Source organism: Bacillus sp. FSL H8-0534 (assembly GCF_038005885.1).
Classification (GTDB): Bacteria; Bacillota; Bacilli; order Bacillales; family Bacillaceae_G; genus Bacillus_A; species Bacillus_A pseudomycoides.
Genome location: NZ_JBBOUC010000001.1, coordinates 1,859,351 through 1,876,074, shown reverse-complemented (window position 1 = coordinate 1,876,074; position 16,724 = coordinate 1,859,351). Strand labels below are relative to the sequence as shown.

The 16,724-nt window shown below is 35.8% G+C and carries 15 protein-coding genes; 11 read left to right on the top strand and 4 right to left on the bottom strand.

The genetic code is table 11. From position 1 onward, the window contains the following. Positions 1-23: 23 nt before the first annotated feature. The gene (locus MHH71_RS09815; RefSeq protein WP_371388987.1) at positions 24-359 is read right to left on the bottom strand and encodes a DUF3899 domain-containing protein; all 336 of its coding nucleotides are present in this window, start codon (positions 357-359) and stop codon (positions 24-26) included. A gap of 155 nt (positions 360-514) precedes the next feature. Between MHH71_RS09815 and MHH71_RS30555 the strand changes: the two genes are divergently transcribed. From MHH71_RS30555 to MHH71_RS09790, 6 genes are all read left to right on the top strand, one after another. Next, positions 515-727 (top strand): hypothetical protein, encoded by a 213-nt coding sequence (locus tag MHH71_RS30555; protein ID WP_026008405.1) that lies wholly within the window; start codon positions 515-517, stop codon positions 725-727. Continuing rightward, entirely contained in the window at positions 724-2,358 is a 1,635-nt protein-coding gene (locus MHH71_RS09810; RefSeq protein ID WP_033798733.1) for a peptide ABC transporter substrate-binding protein, read from the top strand. Before MHH71_RS30555 ends, MHH71_RS09810 begins: the two co-directional genes overlap by 4 nt. Before the next feature lie 126 nt (positions 2,359-2,484). After that, positions 2,485-3,414 carry an oligopeptide ABC transporter permease gene (gene opp3b, locus MHH71_RS09805; RefSeq protein WP_003195920.1) on the top strand — a complete coding sequence of 310 codons (930 nt, stop codon included), beginning with the start codon at positions 2,485-2,487 and terminating at the stop codon, positions 3,412-3,414. Beyond that, positions 3,411-4,427 (top strand): oligopeptide ABC transporter permease, encoded by a 1,017-nt coding sequence (gene opp3C / locus MHH71_RS09800; protein WP_018781159.1) that lies wholly within the window; start codon positions 3,411-3,413, stop codon positions 4,425-4,427. The genes opp3b and opp3C overlap by 4 nt, the downstream gene beginning before the upstream one ends. 20 nt (positions 4,428-4,447) lie before the next feature. Beyond that, positions 4,448-5,491: an ABC transporter ATP-binding protein gene (locus MHH71_RS09795; RefSeq protein WP_018764007.1), complete on the top strand. Its 1,044-nt coding sequence runs from the start codon at positions 4,448-4,450 to the stop codon at positions 5,489-5,491. After that, positions 5,484-6,419, top strand: a complete 936-nt coding sequence (locus MHH71_RS09790) for an ABC transporter ATP-binding protein (RefSeq protein ID WP_017152841.1) — start codon at positions 5,484-5,486, stop codon at positions 6,417-6,419. The genes MHH71_RS09795 and MHH71_RS09790 overlap by 8 nt, the downstream gene beginning before the upstream one ends. Positions 6,420-6,770: 351 nt before the next feature. Here MHH71_RS09790 and MHH71_RS09785 read toward each other — a convergent pair whose 3' ends face one another. After that, a complete protein-coding gene (locus MHH71_RS09785) occupies positions 6,771-8,162 on the bottom strand; it encodes an MATE family efflux transporter (RefSeq protein WP_050774402.1) in 1,392 nt (463 codons plus the stop codon). Positions 8,163-8,811: 649 nt separating this feature from the next. Here MHH71_RS09785 and MHH71_RS09780 point away from each other — a divergent pair. After that, on the top strand, positions 8,812-10,458 hold the full coding sequence (locus MHH71_RS09780; protein ID WP_006093963.1) for a peptide ABC transporter substrate-binding protein: 1,647 nt from the start codon (positions 8,812-8,814) through the stop codon (positions 10,456-10,458). Between the two features lie 33 nt (positions 10,459-10,491). On the opposite strand, the gene MHH71_RS09775 is transcribed toward MHH71_RS09780, so the two are convergent. Continuing rightward, a complete protein-coding gene (locus MHH71_RS09775; protein ID WP_006093962.1) occupies positions 10,492-10,695 on the bottom strand; it encodes a hypothetical protein in 204 nt (67 codons plus the stop codon). Positions 10,696-11,315: 620 nt separating this feature from the next. Here MHH71_RS09775 and spx point away from each other — a divergent pair. Then, complete coding sequence (gene spx / locus MHH71_RS09770; protein ID WP_000258267.1) at positions 11,316-11,711, top strand: transcriptional regulator Spx; 396 nt, start codon at positions 11,316-11,318, stop codon at positions 11,709-11,711. Between the two features lie 311 nt (positions 11,712-12,022). Here the strand turns inward: spx and MHH71_RS09765 are convergent, their stop codons facing one another. Next, on the bottom strand, positions 12,023-12,694 hold the full coding sequence (locus tag MHH71_RS09765) for a TerC family protein (RefSeq protein WP_018764011.1): 672 nt from the start codon (positions 12,692-12,694) through the stop codon (positions 12,023-12,025). Positions 12,695-13,060: 366 nt separating this feature from the next. Between MHH71_RS09765 and mecA the strand changes: the two genes are divergently transcribed. The 3 genes from mecA to MHH71_RS09750 all read left to right on the top strand — a co-directional run bounded on the left by mecA (position 13,061) and on the right by MHH71_RS09750 (position 16,702). Beyond that, positions 13,061-13,738: an adaptor protein MecA gene (gene mecA, locus MHH71_RS09760; protein ID WP_003195931.1), complete on the top strand. Its 678-nt coding sequence runs from the start codon at positions 13,061-13,063 to the stop codon at positions 13,736-13,738. Between the two features lie 83 nt (positions 13,739-13,821). After that, positions 13,822-15,366, top strand: a complete 1,545-nt coding sequence (gene cls, locus MHH71_RS09755) for a cardiolipin synthase (protein ID WP_006093957.1) — start codon at positions 13,822-13,824, stop codon at positions 15,364-15,366. Between the two features lie 94 nt (positions 15,367-15,460). Continuing rightward, positions 15,461-16,702, top strand: coding sequence for a competence protein CoiA (locus tag MHH71_RS09750; protein ID WP_006093956.1), 1,242 nt, complete (start codon positions 15,461-15,463; stop codon positions 16,700-16,702). Positions 16,703-16,724 lie beyond the last annotated feature (22 nt).

Below are 16,724 nucleotides of genomic sequence, written 5' to 3'. Positions count from 1 at the left end.
TCATATGGAAAAACGTTTGCAAACTACATCAAAATAGTAAAGCTAATGATCGTAGAGATGAGGCCTAAAAGAACACCTGTAATGCAGATGGGGTATGTCCATGTGAAAGAATACGTTTTATATATTCTTTCTTTTTTATCTATTGCTGATTCTTCTTCTTCAATTAAAGATTCTACCTTTTTATTTGTTCCAAATACTTTTTGGAAAGCGTACATTGTTATGTTGAAAAATCCACTTTGAAATAGAAATAAAAAACCTCCTAAAATAACAAAAAATAATGCAATGTAAAACATGATATTGACAAAATTCAACAAAAATTGAGCTGAAAATAGGAATGCACCAATGCTAGAAACGATTATTGCTAACAATATTAATATACAAGTGTGAGAATAAAGTCTATTCAAAATGTTCCCCTCCGTCAAAATATTACTAGAATTATTATACTATAAAAGTTATAATGAGTACTAGGGATAATTATTTGAAAATTATACGCAATTTTGTATTTTCTTTCAATATGATGGGAGCAATGTTAAGTGCCTCATTTACAAAAAATAAAAAAAATAAACATTTTATTAAAAATTTTAACAAAAAAACAAAAAACTATATTCACAATCGTCACATTATATGTATAATGAAAATTGTAGAAACTTGGAGATTATTCTTTCAATTCTGCTTTTTAGTAAGTGGGGGTACAGGAGGTGCAATTAGGGGAGGTAGTACAATATGAAGAAAAAGATACCACTAATACTTGCATCGACATTGACGGTCAGTATGCTTGGTGCTTGTAGTTATCAGCAAGAAGATACGAAAGCGAGTACGAAAGAAGGCAGTGCTTCAGGCAAACAAGTACTAAATTTACCTGAAGCTGCTGAAATTCCGACAATGGATACAACATTATCAACAGATGCGGCATCTTCTAACATAATGAATAACACAATGGAAGGATTATATCGCCTTGGAAAAGACGATAAACTCGTTCCAGGTGTGGCAAAGTCTTATGAGAAAACGGAAGATGGTAAGAAGTACGTATTTAAATTACGTGATGATGCGAAGTGGTCTAATGGGGAACCTGTAACAGCTAAAGACTTTGTATATTCTTGGAGACGAGCTGTCGATTCAAATACAGGTGCAAAATTTGCTTACATATTATTCGATGTAAAGAATGCAGAAAAAATTAATAAAAAAGAGTTGCCAGTTGAAGAACTTGGCGTAAAAGCAATTGATGATCACACACTAGAAGTGGAATTAGACAACCCTGTTCCTTACTTTGTTAGCTTAACGGTATATCCAACATTCTATCCATTAAATGAAAAGTTCGTAAAAGAACAAGGGGATAAATTTGGATTAGAATCTAATACGACGCTCTATAACGGTCCGTTCGTCTTAAATGAGTGGAAACATGAACAAAGTTTCCAGCTTAAGAAAAATGAGACGTACTGGGACAATAAAGTAGTGAAGCTGGAAGAAGTAAACTTCAATATTCTAAAGGATCGTTCAACTGCAATAAATTTATATGAAACAAATGCAATTGATCGTGTCGTATTGACATCAGAATTTGTAGATAAATACAAAAAAGATTCTGATTTCAAGACAATTAAGAAACCTTCTACACAGTTTATTCGTTTAAACGAAAAGAACAAGTTCTTAGCGAATAAGAACATTCGTAAAGCAATATCAATGGCCTTTGAACGTGAAAATATCGGGAAAGTTATTTTAAACGATGGTTCACAGGGGATGTACGGTTTTGTTCCGAAAGGTTTAGCGAAAGGACCAAATGGAAAAGACTTCCGTGAAGAAAATGGAAATCTGATCAAAGAAGATATAAAAGAGGCTCAAAAATATTGGGAAGCTGGTAAAAAAGAACTTGGTGTTGATAAAGTAGATTTAGAGTTGCTGAACTTTGATACAGATGATGCTAAGAAAATCGGTGAGTATTTAAAAGGGCAATTTGAAAAGAATTTACCAGGCTTAACAATTTCAATGAAAATGCAGCCATTTGCACAAAAATTAAAACTTGAAGCAAGTGGAGAATATGCAATGTCGTATGCAGGATGGGCCCCAGATTATATGGATCCGATGGCATTCCTAGATATGTATACAACAGGAAATCCGCAAAACAAAGTCAACTATGCAAATCCAGCATATGACGAATTAATTAAGAAGGCAAAAGTAGAGACAGATGTACAATCTCGTTGGGATGCACTGTTGAAAGCTGAAAAACAATTGTTGGATGATGCAGCAATTGCTCCAGTATATCAACCAGGAAAAGCATATTTACAACGCAGCTCTATTACAGGGTTGCTAGAACATAAATATGGTGGCGAATTTAGCTACAAATGGGTTGAAGTCAAAAAATAAAATTGGTTTCCATCATGAATAAGGGTATATGCCTATGATGGGCATATGCTTTTATTTAAAAAAATAAAAGTAAGAATATTTCAAACTATCTTATTGCTTTTGAGAAAAATGGGGAGGTGCTTGATTATGGGACGTTATGCATTAAAACGTTTCGTGTACATGGCTTTGACGTTATTTTTAATCACTACGCTGACATTCTTTTTAATGAAATTACTGCCGGGTTCTCCGCTTAAAAACCAAGAGAAATTATCTCCGGCGCAGAAAGAAATCATTTTAGAAAAATATGGTTTGAATGATCCGGTGCCAGTGCAATATGCGCGCTACTTAGGGAACTTAGTAAAAGGTGATTTAGGAGTATCATTCCAGTACGATAACCGTCCTGTAACGGATATGATTGTTGATCGTATTGGACCATCAGCACAGCTTGGTTTCCAGGCGATCGTATTAGGAACATTTATAGGTCTAATTTTAGGGATTATCGCAGCACTTCGTAATAATACATGGGTGGATTACGGGGCAACCATTATTTCTGTACTCGGAATGTCGGTACCATCCTTCGTATTCGCAGCGTTACTACAATATTTTGTAGGGGTAAAACTTGGTTGGTTCCCAGTTGCATTCTGGAAAGGTCCTGAATTTACAGTCATGCCAACGGTTGCTTTATCGATGGCAGTTACTGCGACAATTGCACGTTTCGCTCGTGCGGAGTTAATCGAAGTAATGCAAGCAGATTATATTTTAACAGCAAAAGCAAAAGGAATTAGTCAAGGTGTCATTATTATAAAACATGCACTTCGTAATGCATTGATTCCGGTTGTTACAATTTTAGGACCAATGGTTGCGGGATTAATTACAGGGACGCTTGTTATTGAGCAAATCTATGCTGTACCTGGACTTGGGGAGCAATTCGTTAAATCGATTCAATTGAATGATTATACGGTTATTATGGGAACGACAATTTTCTATAGTGCAATCTTTATTTTAGTAATTTTCATTGTTGATATTTTATACGGAATAATTGATCCTCGTATTCGTTTAGCGGGAGGGAAAAAATGATGAAAGACGTACAAAAATTATCTCCAGATTTATTTCAACCAGCCAATCGAAGCAATGTTGATAATGAAGTCATTGCCCGACCAAGCTTAACGTTTTGGCAAGATGTAAGAAGACGTTTGTTTAAACATAAAGGAGCAATGTTTGGTTTTGTATTGCTTGTCATCATTGCGCTTTTAGCAATTTTTGGACCGATGGTAAGTAAACATTCCTATAAAGACCAAGATTTAGGACGTGCAAAAATGCCGCCGAAAATTCCAGTGATAGAAAATATTCATTGGTTACCATTTGATGGTACAGATCAATATGGTGTTGATCAATATGAGAAACGTGATATTAAAGAGTATTTCTGGTTCGGTACAGATGATCTTGGACGTGACCTTTGGACAAGAACATGGGAAGGAACACGCGTATCATTATATATCGCTCTTTTAGCAGCGGCAATTGACCTAGTAATTGGGGTTGCATACGGAGGTATTTCAGCGTTCTATGGTGGACGAGTGGATAACATTATGCAACGTGTTATGGAAATTATTAACGGTATTCCATATTTAATCATTGTAATCTTAATGGTAATTATTATGGATCCAGGTATTTTATCAATTACATTCGCGATGGCAATTACAGGTTGGATTGGAATGTCGCGGATTGTACGTGGACAAGTATTAAAATTAAAAAACCAAGAGTATGTATTAGCATCTCGTACATTAGGTGCAACAAACACACAATTAATTGTGAAGCACTTAATTCCGAACGTAATGGGACCAATTATCGTTATGACAATGTTTACAATTCCTACAGCGGTGTTTGGTGAAGCATTCTTAAGCTTCATTGGTCTTGGTATTCAGCCGCCAACTGCATCACTTGGTTCTCTTGTAAATGATGGATATAAGTCAATTCAAACATATCCACATATGATGTTCATCCCTGCGGTTGTCATCAGTATGTTAATTTTAGCATTTAACTTAATGGCAGATGGATTACGCGATGCGTTAGATCCAAAAATGCGTAAGTAAACGAGGGAGGAGAAGTGAAAATGAAAACATTGTTAGAGGTAAAAGATTTACAAGTCTCCTTTGATACACATGCTGGTGAAGTACAAGCTGTTCGCGGAGTTACATTTGATTTGAAAAAGGGAGAAACATTAGCGATTGTAGGAGAATCTGGTTCTGGGAAATCAGTTACTTCGAAAGCGCTAATGGGACTCATCCCAAATCCTCCAGGACGTATTAAAAATGGAGAAATTGTATTTGATGGTCGTGATTTAACAAAATTAACAGAAAAAGAAATGCAGCAAGTGCGCGGGAAAGAAATTGCAATGATTTTCCAAGATCCGATGACATCACTAAATCCAACGATGACAATCGGTAATCAAATTATGGAAGGTCTTATTAAACACCAAGGGATGAGCAAAGCGGATGCGCGTAAAGTTGCGTTAGAACTGCTTGATCTTGTTGGAATTCCAAATCCAGAAGCGCGTTTAAAACAATACCCACACCAATTCTCTGGTGGTATGAGACAGCGTGTTGTTATTGCGATGGCATTAGCTTGTAATCCGAAACTATTGATTGCGGATGAGCCGACAACAGCACTTGATGTTACAATTCAAGCACAAATTTTAGAGCTTATGAAGGACATTCAACAGAAAACAGAAGCGGCGATTATTTTCATTACGCATGATTTAGGTGTAGTAGCAAACGTTGCGGACAGAGTTGCTGTTATGTATGCAGGTAAAGTCGTTGAAATTGGTACGGTTGATGAAATTTTCTACAACCCAAAACACCCGTATACATGGGGATTAATCGCATCTATGCCAAGTTTAGATGGCTCAGAAGCGGAGTTATATGCAATTCCTGGAACACCTCCAGATTTATTAAAACCGCCAAAAGGGGATGCATTTGCACCACGTAACCCACAGGCACTAAAAATTGACTTTGAAATGGAACCACCATTCTTTAAAGTTAGTGATACACATTATGCGGCAACATGGTTACTTCATGAGCAAGCACCAGAAGTACAACCGCCAGAAGTCGTTCAAAAACGAATTCTTCAAATGAAAGCAGGTGAACAACATGACTAATCAACGTGAAAAATTAATTGAAGTAAAAAATGTAAAGCAGCACTTCAACGTTAGTGGTGGTGTTGTAAAAGCGGTCAACGACATTTCATTTGATATTTACCGCGGTGAAACATTTGGACTTGTAGGGGAATCTGGTTGCGGAAAATCAACAACTGGAAGAACGATTATCAGGTTATATGATGCAACTGCTGGAGAAGTGCTGTTCGACGGTGAAAATGTACATGGTAAGAAATCACGAGCAGAATTAAAGAAATTTAATCGTAAAATGCAAATGATTTTCCAAGATCCATACGCATCATTAAATCCTCGTATGACAGTTGGGGATATTATTGCAGAAGGCATTGATATTCACGGTTTAGCAAAAAGCAAAAAAGAACGTATGGATCGTGTGCATGAATTATTGAACACAGTTGGGTTAAATAAAGAGCATGCCAATCGTTTCCCGCATGAGTTCTCTGGTGGACAACGTCAACGTATCGGAATTGCTCGTGCACTTGCGGTAGAACCGGAATTTATTATTGCGGATGAACCAATTTCAGCACTTGACGTATCCATTCAGGCGCAAGTTGTAAACTTACTGAAACAACTGCAAAGAGAAAAAGGCTTAACATATTTATTCATTGCCCATGATTTATCGATGGTAAAATACATCAGTGATCGTATTGGTGTTATGTACCGTGGACAAATTGTTGAATTAACAAGCAGTGATGAGCTATACGAGAATCCAATTCATCCGTATACAAAATCACTATTATCAGCAATTCCGCTTCCAGATCCGGATTATGAACGCAATCGTAAGCGTATCGTATATGATCCATCTCAGCATCAATATGGTAATGAAACGCCTACTATGCGAGAAATTCGCCCTGGACATTTTGTTCTTTGTTCAGAAGCAGAATACAAGAAATATAAAGAAATCTATCAATAATAGAAAAGAAGCGGCTGGAGAGGTCGCTTCTTTTTTATATACATACAAATAAGAAAACTGATATAAACCTTTTCTTATTGGATGGGAGAGAGGATTCGCCCAAGCATAGAAGCGGTCAGGTTCTTTTTTCGCCCCATGCCGAGTGAAAACAAAAGGAGAGAAGGAAAAGCTGGAGTAGAGATTTCAGCAATAGAGTGGGGGATAGAAAAATAGTAAATGAAATTTTATCGGCGCAAGTCCAAATATATCGACCGTTCCTCAAAATATATTGGCGTTCCGATAAAGAACAGCACAAAAACAGGTTGGAGAAGGCTTTCTCCAACCTGTTTTTTCTGAATATCAACATTAATATTAAGCTTGAACAGGAGCTGATTCTTCAGAAGTCTCCGGTTTAACAAGGGCATAATTTTCCCATGCTCTGCTTTTCCAGCGGAAGAACATAATGATGGCACGTGTCCATTCATCAATCGCAATGGCTAACCAAATGCCGGGCAGTCCCATGTACAAATAAAATACAAAAAAGTAGCCAAGTGGTAAACTCATTAATACCATTGAGAATGCGCCAATTAAAACTGGATATTTTGCATCACCAGCAGCCCGCAAGGAATTAATGATGACAATATTCATCGTTCGGCCTGTTTCTAGTAGAATGCTTAATAAAAGAACGGTTGCGCCTAAAGCGATGACATGAGGATTATCTGTAAATAACCCCATTAACTGCGTGCGAAATGTTATGACGAGAATGACCATACATAACGTAACACCAATGGCCCACTTTACACTTTTCCATACACGTACATATGCTTCGTCTTTCTCATTTCCACCGACTAAACGCCCAACAATGATCGCTGTTCCCATTCCGATGGCGATAGCGAATAAGTAAGTAAACATTGAAATATTTGTTGCATACTGTCTTGCAGCTAATGATTCTGCTCCTAAGTATGTCGCATAATATAAAAAGACAATTTGACATGCTTGGTACATAACTTGTTCAAAAGCCGATGGAATACCAATCTTTAAAATCTTGCCGATATATTCTTTTGATAAGGTAATGTAGTAGTTCAACTTCACGCGATATTCCATGACGCGGTATAGTAACCAGAAGAAGACAATGAGTGCGATTAAACGGCTGAAAGATGATGATATAGCAGCACCTTGAACGCCCATTTCTGGAAAACCGAATTTCCCGAAAATAAGTACATAGTTTCCAGCAATATGAAAAATGTTCATTCCTAATGAAATCAACATTGCTTGTTTTGTAAATCCATGAACACGAATAATGGCAGCCAGTGAATTAATAATGGCTTGAAGAAAGATTGCTCCTCCAACAATTGATAAATAATTTTGTGCGTAAGTTAATACGTCACCTTGTAAATTCATCGTCATCATCATATTTTTCGAAAATAAAAGAAAACCGGCGCTTATGATGAGCCCGACTCCTAAGTTTAATGTTACCGCTAAAGCTGATATTTTTGATGCTTCCATATATCGTTTAGAACCAAGGTATTGAGAAACAACAATTGCGGCCCCGTTTCCGATTACTTCTAGTACTAATATTGCGATATGAAGATATTGATTCGCTGCCCCAACACCTGATACCGCGTCATCTGATAGTGCACTTAGCATAAAAGTATCAGCAATCCCCATTAACATAAAAAGAAAAACCTCTAAAAAAATAGGCCATGTTAAGAAAAATAAATTTAATTTTTCTTCCTGCCCTTTTTTGGACGTAGTCACTGTCATATCATCCCCCACTTTACCGATATCCTTTTTGAAACAAAATGTATCTTAACACACTTCAGCAACACTTGCATTCATTTTGCAGTTTGGTTATTGAACTACCCCCACCTTCACTTCATTTAGAGGAGGGGGTCTTCTCGGTTGAAATGATAAATATATATTTCGAAAAAATAGGACATATATAAGTACAAATTGAAAAATCAATAAAAATCCTTTTTTTGGTTGGGAGAGAGCGTCCGCTCATGCGTAGAAGCGATCATCCCCTTTTTTCGCCCCATGCCACGTGAAAACAAATGGAGAAAAGGAGTGGAGATCTTCTTTTATTTTCAAAGCTGTGACTTATATGTTGAAAGATCAAAATGGTGCATATTAGAAGGGAATAATTATACAAAAGATATTATATGATATAAAATTAATTATACTCTGATAATTTAGATAATTATTAAAACAGGTATATTTAGTATTTCAGGCAGGAAAATAAGTAATATAAAACGTTTACAGAAAATGCTATGGTAACAGAAAATTTTAATAAGATAGAAAAACAAATATACAAATAATATATTTATATGTATAATATGAATTATTAGAACATATAAATATTTCTTTCTGTTTGAAAATGAAAGGGCTAACATTTTTTTAGGGGGATGGAAGGATGAAGAAAAAAGTACCAGTTTTAGTAGCGTCGACATTAGCGATGAGCATGGTTTTAGGAGCATGTAGTTATCAAAAAGATGAGTCGCAAGCGAAAGCAAAAGGGGAAAGCGGCAATAATAATGCGAAACAAGTTATAAATTTAACTGAAACACAAGAAATTCCAACGATGGACACAGCGTTATCAGCTGATGCAGTATCATCGCGAGTGATGAATAATACGATGGAAGGGCTATACCGCCTTGATAAAGGGGATAAACTCGTTCCAGGTGTAGCGAAATCAAGTGAAAAATCAGCAGACGGGAAAAAGTATACTTTTAAATTACGCGAAGATGCGAAGTGGTCAAATGGAGATCCTGTAACAGCGAAAGACTTTGTATATGCTTGGCAACGAGCAATTAATCCAGATAAAGCAGCAGTATCAGCATATATTATGTTTGATGTTAAAAACGCACAGAAAATTAATAAAAAAGAAATGACACCAGATCAATTAGGTGTAAAGGCCATTGATGATTATACATTAGAAGTAGAATTAGAGCATCCAGTTCCATACTTTGAAAACTTAATGATTTATCCACTGTTTTATCCTGTAAATGAAAAGTATGCGAAAGAGCAAGGGGACAAGTTTGGTCTAGAGGCAAATACAACACTATATAATGGACCATTTGTATTAAGTGACTGGAAGCATGAAAGAAGTTTCCAAATAAAGAAAAATCCATCATACTGGGACAATAAAGAAGTGAAGCTAGAAGAAGTGAATTTTAATATTGTAAAAGATATGGCAACATCGATTAACTTATATGATACAAAAGCGATAGACCGTGCTAACTTAAGATCTGAGTTTGTTGATAAATATAAAGGGGATAAAGATTTTAAAACGGCAAATGAAGCTACTGTATCCTATCTTCGTTTCAATCAGAAAAATGAAGCTTTAGCAAATAAAAACATACGTAAAGCAATTTCTCTTGCCTTTGAACGTAAACCACTTGTTGAGACGATTTTAAACAATGGCTCTACTGAAGCAACAGGATTAATTCCAAGCAAATTTATTACAGGGCCAAATAAAAAAGACTTCCGAGCTGAAAATGGGGAGTTAGTAAAAGCAAACGCGAAAGAAGCGAAGAAATATTGGGAAGCTGGTAAAAAAGAATTAGGAAAAGATAAGATTGAGATTGAGCTATTAAATGAAGATGTAGATTTATCTAAGAGAACAGGGGAGTACTTAAAAGGAGAGTTAGAAAAGAACTTACCTGGTTTTACATTGAAAATTAAGCAACAGCCATTTGCGCAAAAGCTTAAACTTGAAGAAAGTGGAGATTATGAAATGACATTTGCTTTATGGAGTCCAGACTTCCCAGATCCAGTAACTTACCTTGATATGTTTATAACAGATGGCACGCAAAATAAAATGAAATACTCTAATCCGAAATACGATGAAATTATTATGAAAGCGAAGACTGACGGTAGCGATGTACAAGCGCGCTGGAATAGTTTACTTGAAGCAGAAAAAATCCTTATGGATGATGCAGCAATTGCTCCTGTATATCAACGTAGCACGGCTTATTTACAAAAAGGAACAGTTAAAGATATTTATAAGCATAATTATGGCGGAGATTTAAGCTTCAAGTGGGCATCTGTCGGAAAATAATTTAAAAAGAAGCAGGGAATTTCCTGCTTCTTTTTAGTATGTTCGTTTTTTATAAATCCCTTTGCCGCCAACTTGCTTCCATCCAGATTGTACTTCCGCACTTTTATTAACAAATTTCATTTTCTCTTTCCCACCAAATAGCTTTTCACCGATGCCATTCGTAATGGCACCAATCAATGCTGTAATTCCGATGACGAGGGCAGCGACAATTGCAAAATCAATAAAAAAAGCAACCATATGAAAATTCCCCCTTTGCCTGTCTGTATCATTATTGTATGAGAAAAAAAGTTAAAAAGAAAGAAAAGTTAGAAAATAATTATTTTACTTAAAAATAGTCTAGACAATAATAATGAGGTTTGATAAAATAAACAAGAACAAACGTTCCTTTTTCATGGCTGTTTTACATAGCGGTAAGTCTTACATTTCACCATTGTTTTATCAGAAAAAGGTAATAAAGCGCTATCGGAAACATGTGGTGAAGTACATTATATGAAAGAGAGTCTATTAAAAAAATAGTTCTAAAGACGTATACGAATGGGATATAGGGCTTATGTCTTCAAGTATTTATGCCAGCTTTACTGGTCCTAAGCAACAGTTAAAGACATATGGTGTTTTCCCTATTAATAAGGAAATTTACTGTGTATTTCTTTCTGAATCTATTGTATAATGATTATAGAAGTTACTTATTTAAAGTAATTGTTGTTTATTAAAAGTTGCTTGCTCATAAGTTGTTGTTTACATCGAAAGCAATTTTTCATTTTGTTGTAAGACAAGTCATAGTGAAGAATTGCTGGGAAATAGAAATTCAAACTGTAATTAGTACAGAATCTGTACTCTTTAAGGAGAGTGAGTCTTGTATGGTAACACTATATAGTTCTCCAAGTTGTACGTCTTGTAGAAAGGCGAAATTATGGCTAGAGGAAAATCATATTCCCTATACAGAACGTAATATTTTCTCAGATCCATTAACGATTGAGGAAATTAAAGAAATTTTACGCATGACAGAAAGCGGAACGGATGAGATTATTTCAACTCGTTCGAAAGTTTTCCAAGAGTTAAACGTTAACTTAGAATCTTTACCACTTCAAGATTTATATAAGATGATTCGTGACTACCCAGGCATTTTACGTCGTCCTATTATGATTGACGAAAAACGTCTTCAAGTAGGTTATAACGAAGATGAAATTCGTCGTTTCTTACCACGTACAGTAAGAACATTTCAGTTACGTGAGGCACAGCGTCTTGTAAATTAACAATAAAAGTTTTGTATATGAAAACCTTCTACTTTACAGTAGAAGGTTTTTGCATACATATATTCATTATTTGTCTCAGTATTTGTAGATAACTCCATTTTGATTTTTCGACATATTAGCTGCGGCTATGAAAACAAAAACAGTTCTCCACTTATTTCCTCTTTTTGTTTTTTACATGGCATGGGGCGAAAAAAGGAACTGACCGCTTCTATGCATGGCCGGATGCTCTCTTCCACCCAAAAAGAATGGTTTAATTTTGGTTTTTTAATTTGGATTTATATAAATCTATATCAAATCAAGAAATACAAGTTTTACTTTACATTCCCTAATTTGATATGCTGAACAATAAACCCGATTGTTAATACTGTGAAAATAAAGAGGAAGGGTATACTTGTTGCAAAGGCCGGGTTATGCTGGAAAAAGTTCGCAAGTCTCGCTTCATGGGTGATCATTCTGCCAGCCGTGTAAGCAAGAACTGCTCCTCCGCAATAAATGAGAAAAGGAAACCGCTCCATAAATAGTAAGATGAGTTTGCTTCCCCAAATAATAATAGGGATAGAAATTAATAATCCGATAATTACGAGTGTAAAATTCCCATGAGCCGCTCCAGCAATCGCAAGGACATTATCAAAACCCATAACGAGATCGGCAAATACAATTGTACGGATTGCTTGAAATAATGTCGTTTTTCCTTGTATAGAAGAAAGATCATTATTATTGTCGGTTAGTAAATTTACGGCAATCAGTGTAAGTAGGATGCCGCCAATAAGTTGTAAGAAGGGAATATCGAGTAAGTATACAGCAAGTATTGTAAGAAGAATTCGCAGCACGATTGCTAGGACCGTACCAATAAAAATAGCTTTATTCCGTTTAGATTCAGGTAAGTTTCGGCTTGCAAGCGCAATTACAATTGCGTTATCACCGCCTAGTACAACATCGATACCGACAATCATTAGTATAGATGTCAAAAAATCTAACTCCATCATTTTGCCTCCATTTATTCTGTTTTAATCAGTAATATAGGTGCAGTTGTATGTATGAAACGAAAAAGCTTGACCAGCTCTATTACAATTGTACGGCGCTAGGTGGAATTGTATGTCCGATTTTTTATTAAGAAGGAATGAGGGAATTTATATCGCAAGTGTATATAATGGAATATATAAGAGGAAGGAAGTATGATGTATTAGCATAGAATAATCTAGGCGAATGACTGTTTTTCTAAAATGAAACGATTTTATTTCCATTCTGGAGAATCTTATCATAAAATGAAAGTACAAGAATCTATTGATTTGTCATATGAGTGGGGAATCCCTTCATAACAATTCCGAATAGGAAGGGAGAGTTGGATTTTGGACATTGAAAGAATTAACGATCATACGATGAAGTTTTTTATTACGTACGTTGATATAGAAGATAGAGGGTTTAATCGAGAAGAGATTTGGTCCAGTCGTGAACGAAGCGAACAATTGTTTTGGGAAATGATGGATGAAGCTCGCGATCATGATGATTTCTTTATTGATGGGCCACTATGGATCCAAGTACAAGCGATGGATAAAGGCATTGAAGTACTTGTAACGAAAGCACAGCTTTCAAAAGATGGACAAAAATTAGAATTACCAATAGGTCTAGATAAAATCATTGATATTCCTCTAGATGAGCGGATTGAATCACTATTTCAACAAGAGTTAGAGGAAGAGATGGAAGCGGGAACAAACTTTAACGAAGATGGAACATTTGGTTTTTTAATTAAATTTGATGATTTTGAAGACGTTATTTCGTTAAGTCATCGTCTTATATTTGAAGATATAAAAGATGAATTGTATTCGTTTGAAGACCGCTATTATGTATATGTTGAATTTGATGAAGTGCTACACGATGAAGAAGAAATTGACCGTATTTTAAGTATTATTTTAGAATATGGGGAAGAGTCTACTTTAACGGTTCACCGTGTAAGTGAGTACGGTAAACAGGTTGTTAAAGAACGCGCACTTGAGACGATTCGCAGTCATTTTTCTCCTAAAACGTAGGCCGATTTCAATATTATGAAATCGGCTTTTTATATGATGGGTATGATAAGAGTAGAAAAGCTATGTAAGTAAGGGGGGTAGGAATGAAAAATACATTAAAGTTACTTTTCTTTTTTCTAGGTTTATTCGCAGTGTTTGTTTCGTTACGAATGGTTATTGATGTAGCATTTTATTCGGATGTTATAGGTATAAAAGATATTTCGTTTTTAGGAATTATAAGTATTGTATTTACTATTTCTGCATTTTTAATTGGCTGTGTTATTTTCTTGGAAAATCGGCATCCATCTAAAACATTGACATGGTTAATTGTACTCGGTATTTTTCCTGTATTTGGTTTCTTTGCGTATTTATTGTTTGGACAAAACTTCCGCAGAAAACGAATGTTTCAAAAGAAGGCTCTTTTGGATGAACAAGCTTTCTTACAGTACAAAGGACATGAAGATTATCAAGAACGCATTTTACAGAATCATAAACATCAAGAACTGCTATTTCATTTAGCAGATCGGCTTGGTGCGTTAAATATTTCATTTCAGACAGAAACAAAAGTGTTAACGAATGGGGATGAAACGTTTCAAGCAATTTTAGCAGGATTGCAAAAAGCGAAGCATCATATCCATATGGAATATTATATTGTACGTGATGACAAGCTTGGTACACAAATTAAAGACATTTTAATTCAGAAGGCGCAGGAAGGTGTTACCGTCCGTTTTTTATATGATGCGGTTGGAAGTTTTAAGCTGTCAAATGCTTATATTGATGAATTAAACGATGCAGGTGTCGAGATGATTCCTTTCTTTCCAGTGCGTTTTCCGATTTTGAACGATAAAATTAATTATCGAAATCATCGGAAAATCGTTGTCATTGATGGAAATGAAGGTTTTGTGGGCGGACTGAATATTGGTGATGAGTATTTAGGGAAAAATAAATATTTTGGATTTTGGCGAGATACGCATTTGTATTTACGAGGTGAGGCCGTTCAAAGCCTGCAGCTCATATTCGTACAAGACTGGTTTTATATGACAGGGGAAGCAGTATTAGCACCTGAATATTTACAGGCGGAAGCAGTGGATGGAGATCATTGGGGCGGTGTCCAACTTGTCGCAGGTGGGCCAGATAATAAATGGGAGACAATTAAGCATCTTTATTTTGCAATGATCGCTTCGGCAAGGAAGTCTATATGGATTGCTACACCTTATTTTATTCCAGATGATGATATTTTATCTGCATTAAAAGTAGCAGCTCTTGCGGGCATTGATGTCCGTTTATTAATGCCGAGTAAACCGGATAAACGAACGGTGTTTTATGCATCAAGGTCTTATTTTCCGGAGTTATTAGATGCAGGGGTAAAGGTATACGAATATGAAAAAGGTTTCCTTCACAGTAAAATTGTCATTGTCGATTCTGATTTAGCATCAATTGGGACAGCGAATATGGATATGAGAAGCTTTCATTTAAACTTTGAGGTGAATGCCTTTTTATATGATACGGATAGTATTCGAAAGCTTGTTAAGGATTTTGAGGAGGATTTACAAGAATCCAGTGAAATTCATGTGGATCATTTTCATAAACGCCGCCTTCATAGGCGAATTGTAGAATCGGCATATCGTTTATTATCACCTTTATTATGAGGAGGATGTTCTTACAAGGACGTCCTCTTTTTGTCTAAAAAGGAATTTGTAATAAATTGTAGAATACAAAGCGGTATAGAAAGGATGTGGTATTATGTTTGTTGCAAGGAGAGAAAATGGAGGGAAAGTTCACCTTCTTGAAAGCTGCAATGAAAAGGAGCTACTTGCAATGCGAAAGAAGGAACGCTTTTTTTGCCCGATTTGCAGGCGAGAGGTGCAGCTCAAGTTAGGGAAGCAAAAGAGATGGCATTTTGCTCATAAAAAATTAAATCAGTGCCTCGTTTCATTTGAGCCTGAATCCGCTTATCATATGCGCGGGAAGGACCAGTTATATAGATGGCTCAAGTCGCAAGGATTTCATGTAAAAATCGAACATTACCTCCCAGAGATTCGCCAAAGACCCGATCTGTTTATTGAAATGAAAGGAAGACGGATTGCAATTGAATATCAATGCGCCTCTTTATCCACTGAGCAGTTATTAAAACGAACGCGTTCCTATTGGGAAATAGGGATACAAATCATTTGGATATTAGGTGGAAATCAACTGAAAAGGCACTCTGCTTATTGGATCTCATTATCCTCGTTTCATTTTCTCTGCATACAATCTTATCCTCAGCCTTCACTTCTCTTTTTTTGTCCAAATAAAAAATCATTTCTGAAATGCGAACTTCTTACCCCGTTTTCTGCAAAGGTTTATTTTTCACAGATCATGTATTTCCCGGTACGTACCGTTACTTTTGAGAAACTCTTTTGCCAAGCACCAATTACGAAAGAACGATTGGAGCGGGAATGGCAGAATAAAAAGACCTACTTTCGAACGAATGTCCTTCCAATATGGAATTATAGTCATAAATTACTTTTACATCTTCTATATCAATATCACCTTTCTCCCTCTTGTTTTCCATCTGAAATTGGTGTTCCTCTTCCATCTGCATTTGCATTTCAAACACATCCTTTTGTATGGCAGGCTCTTCTTTGTATAGACTTTATTGGCAAATTTAAAATTGGAGAATATTTTTCATTACATGCTGTTTTTTACTATGTAAATAAAAAGCGTAGTATTCAGAGGCGCACGTTACCATATTTTTCGCAACATGTATGGCAATTGGCAATCGTAGAGTATGTAACGTTTTTATGTAAAGTAGGAATGATTGAAAAGGTGGATGTGCATAAGTACCGAAAAATAAGGCGATTTATGATGCCGAAAACAGAAGGGGAAATCAAAGAATACGATGCGATTTGTTTGTCGCATGCGCTATCTTTATTCGAAACAAAGTACAACATGGGAAAAGGAAAAGCGGATATAATAAAGGAGTATCCTGAAGGAATTACATAAGCAGAATCGAATTGTACTAGTA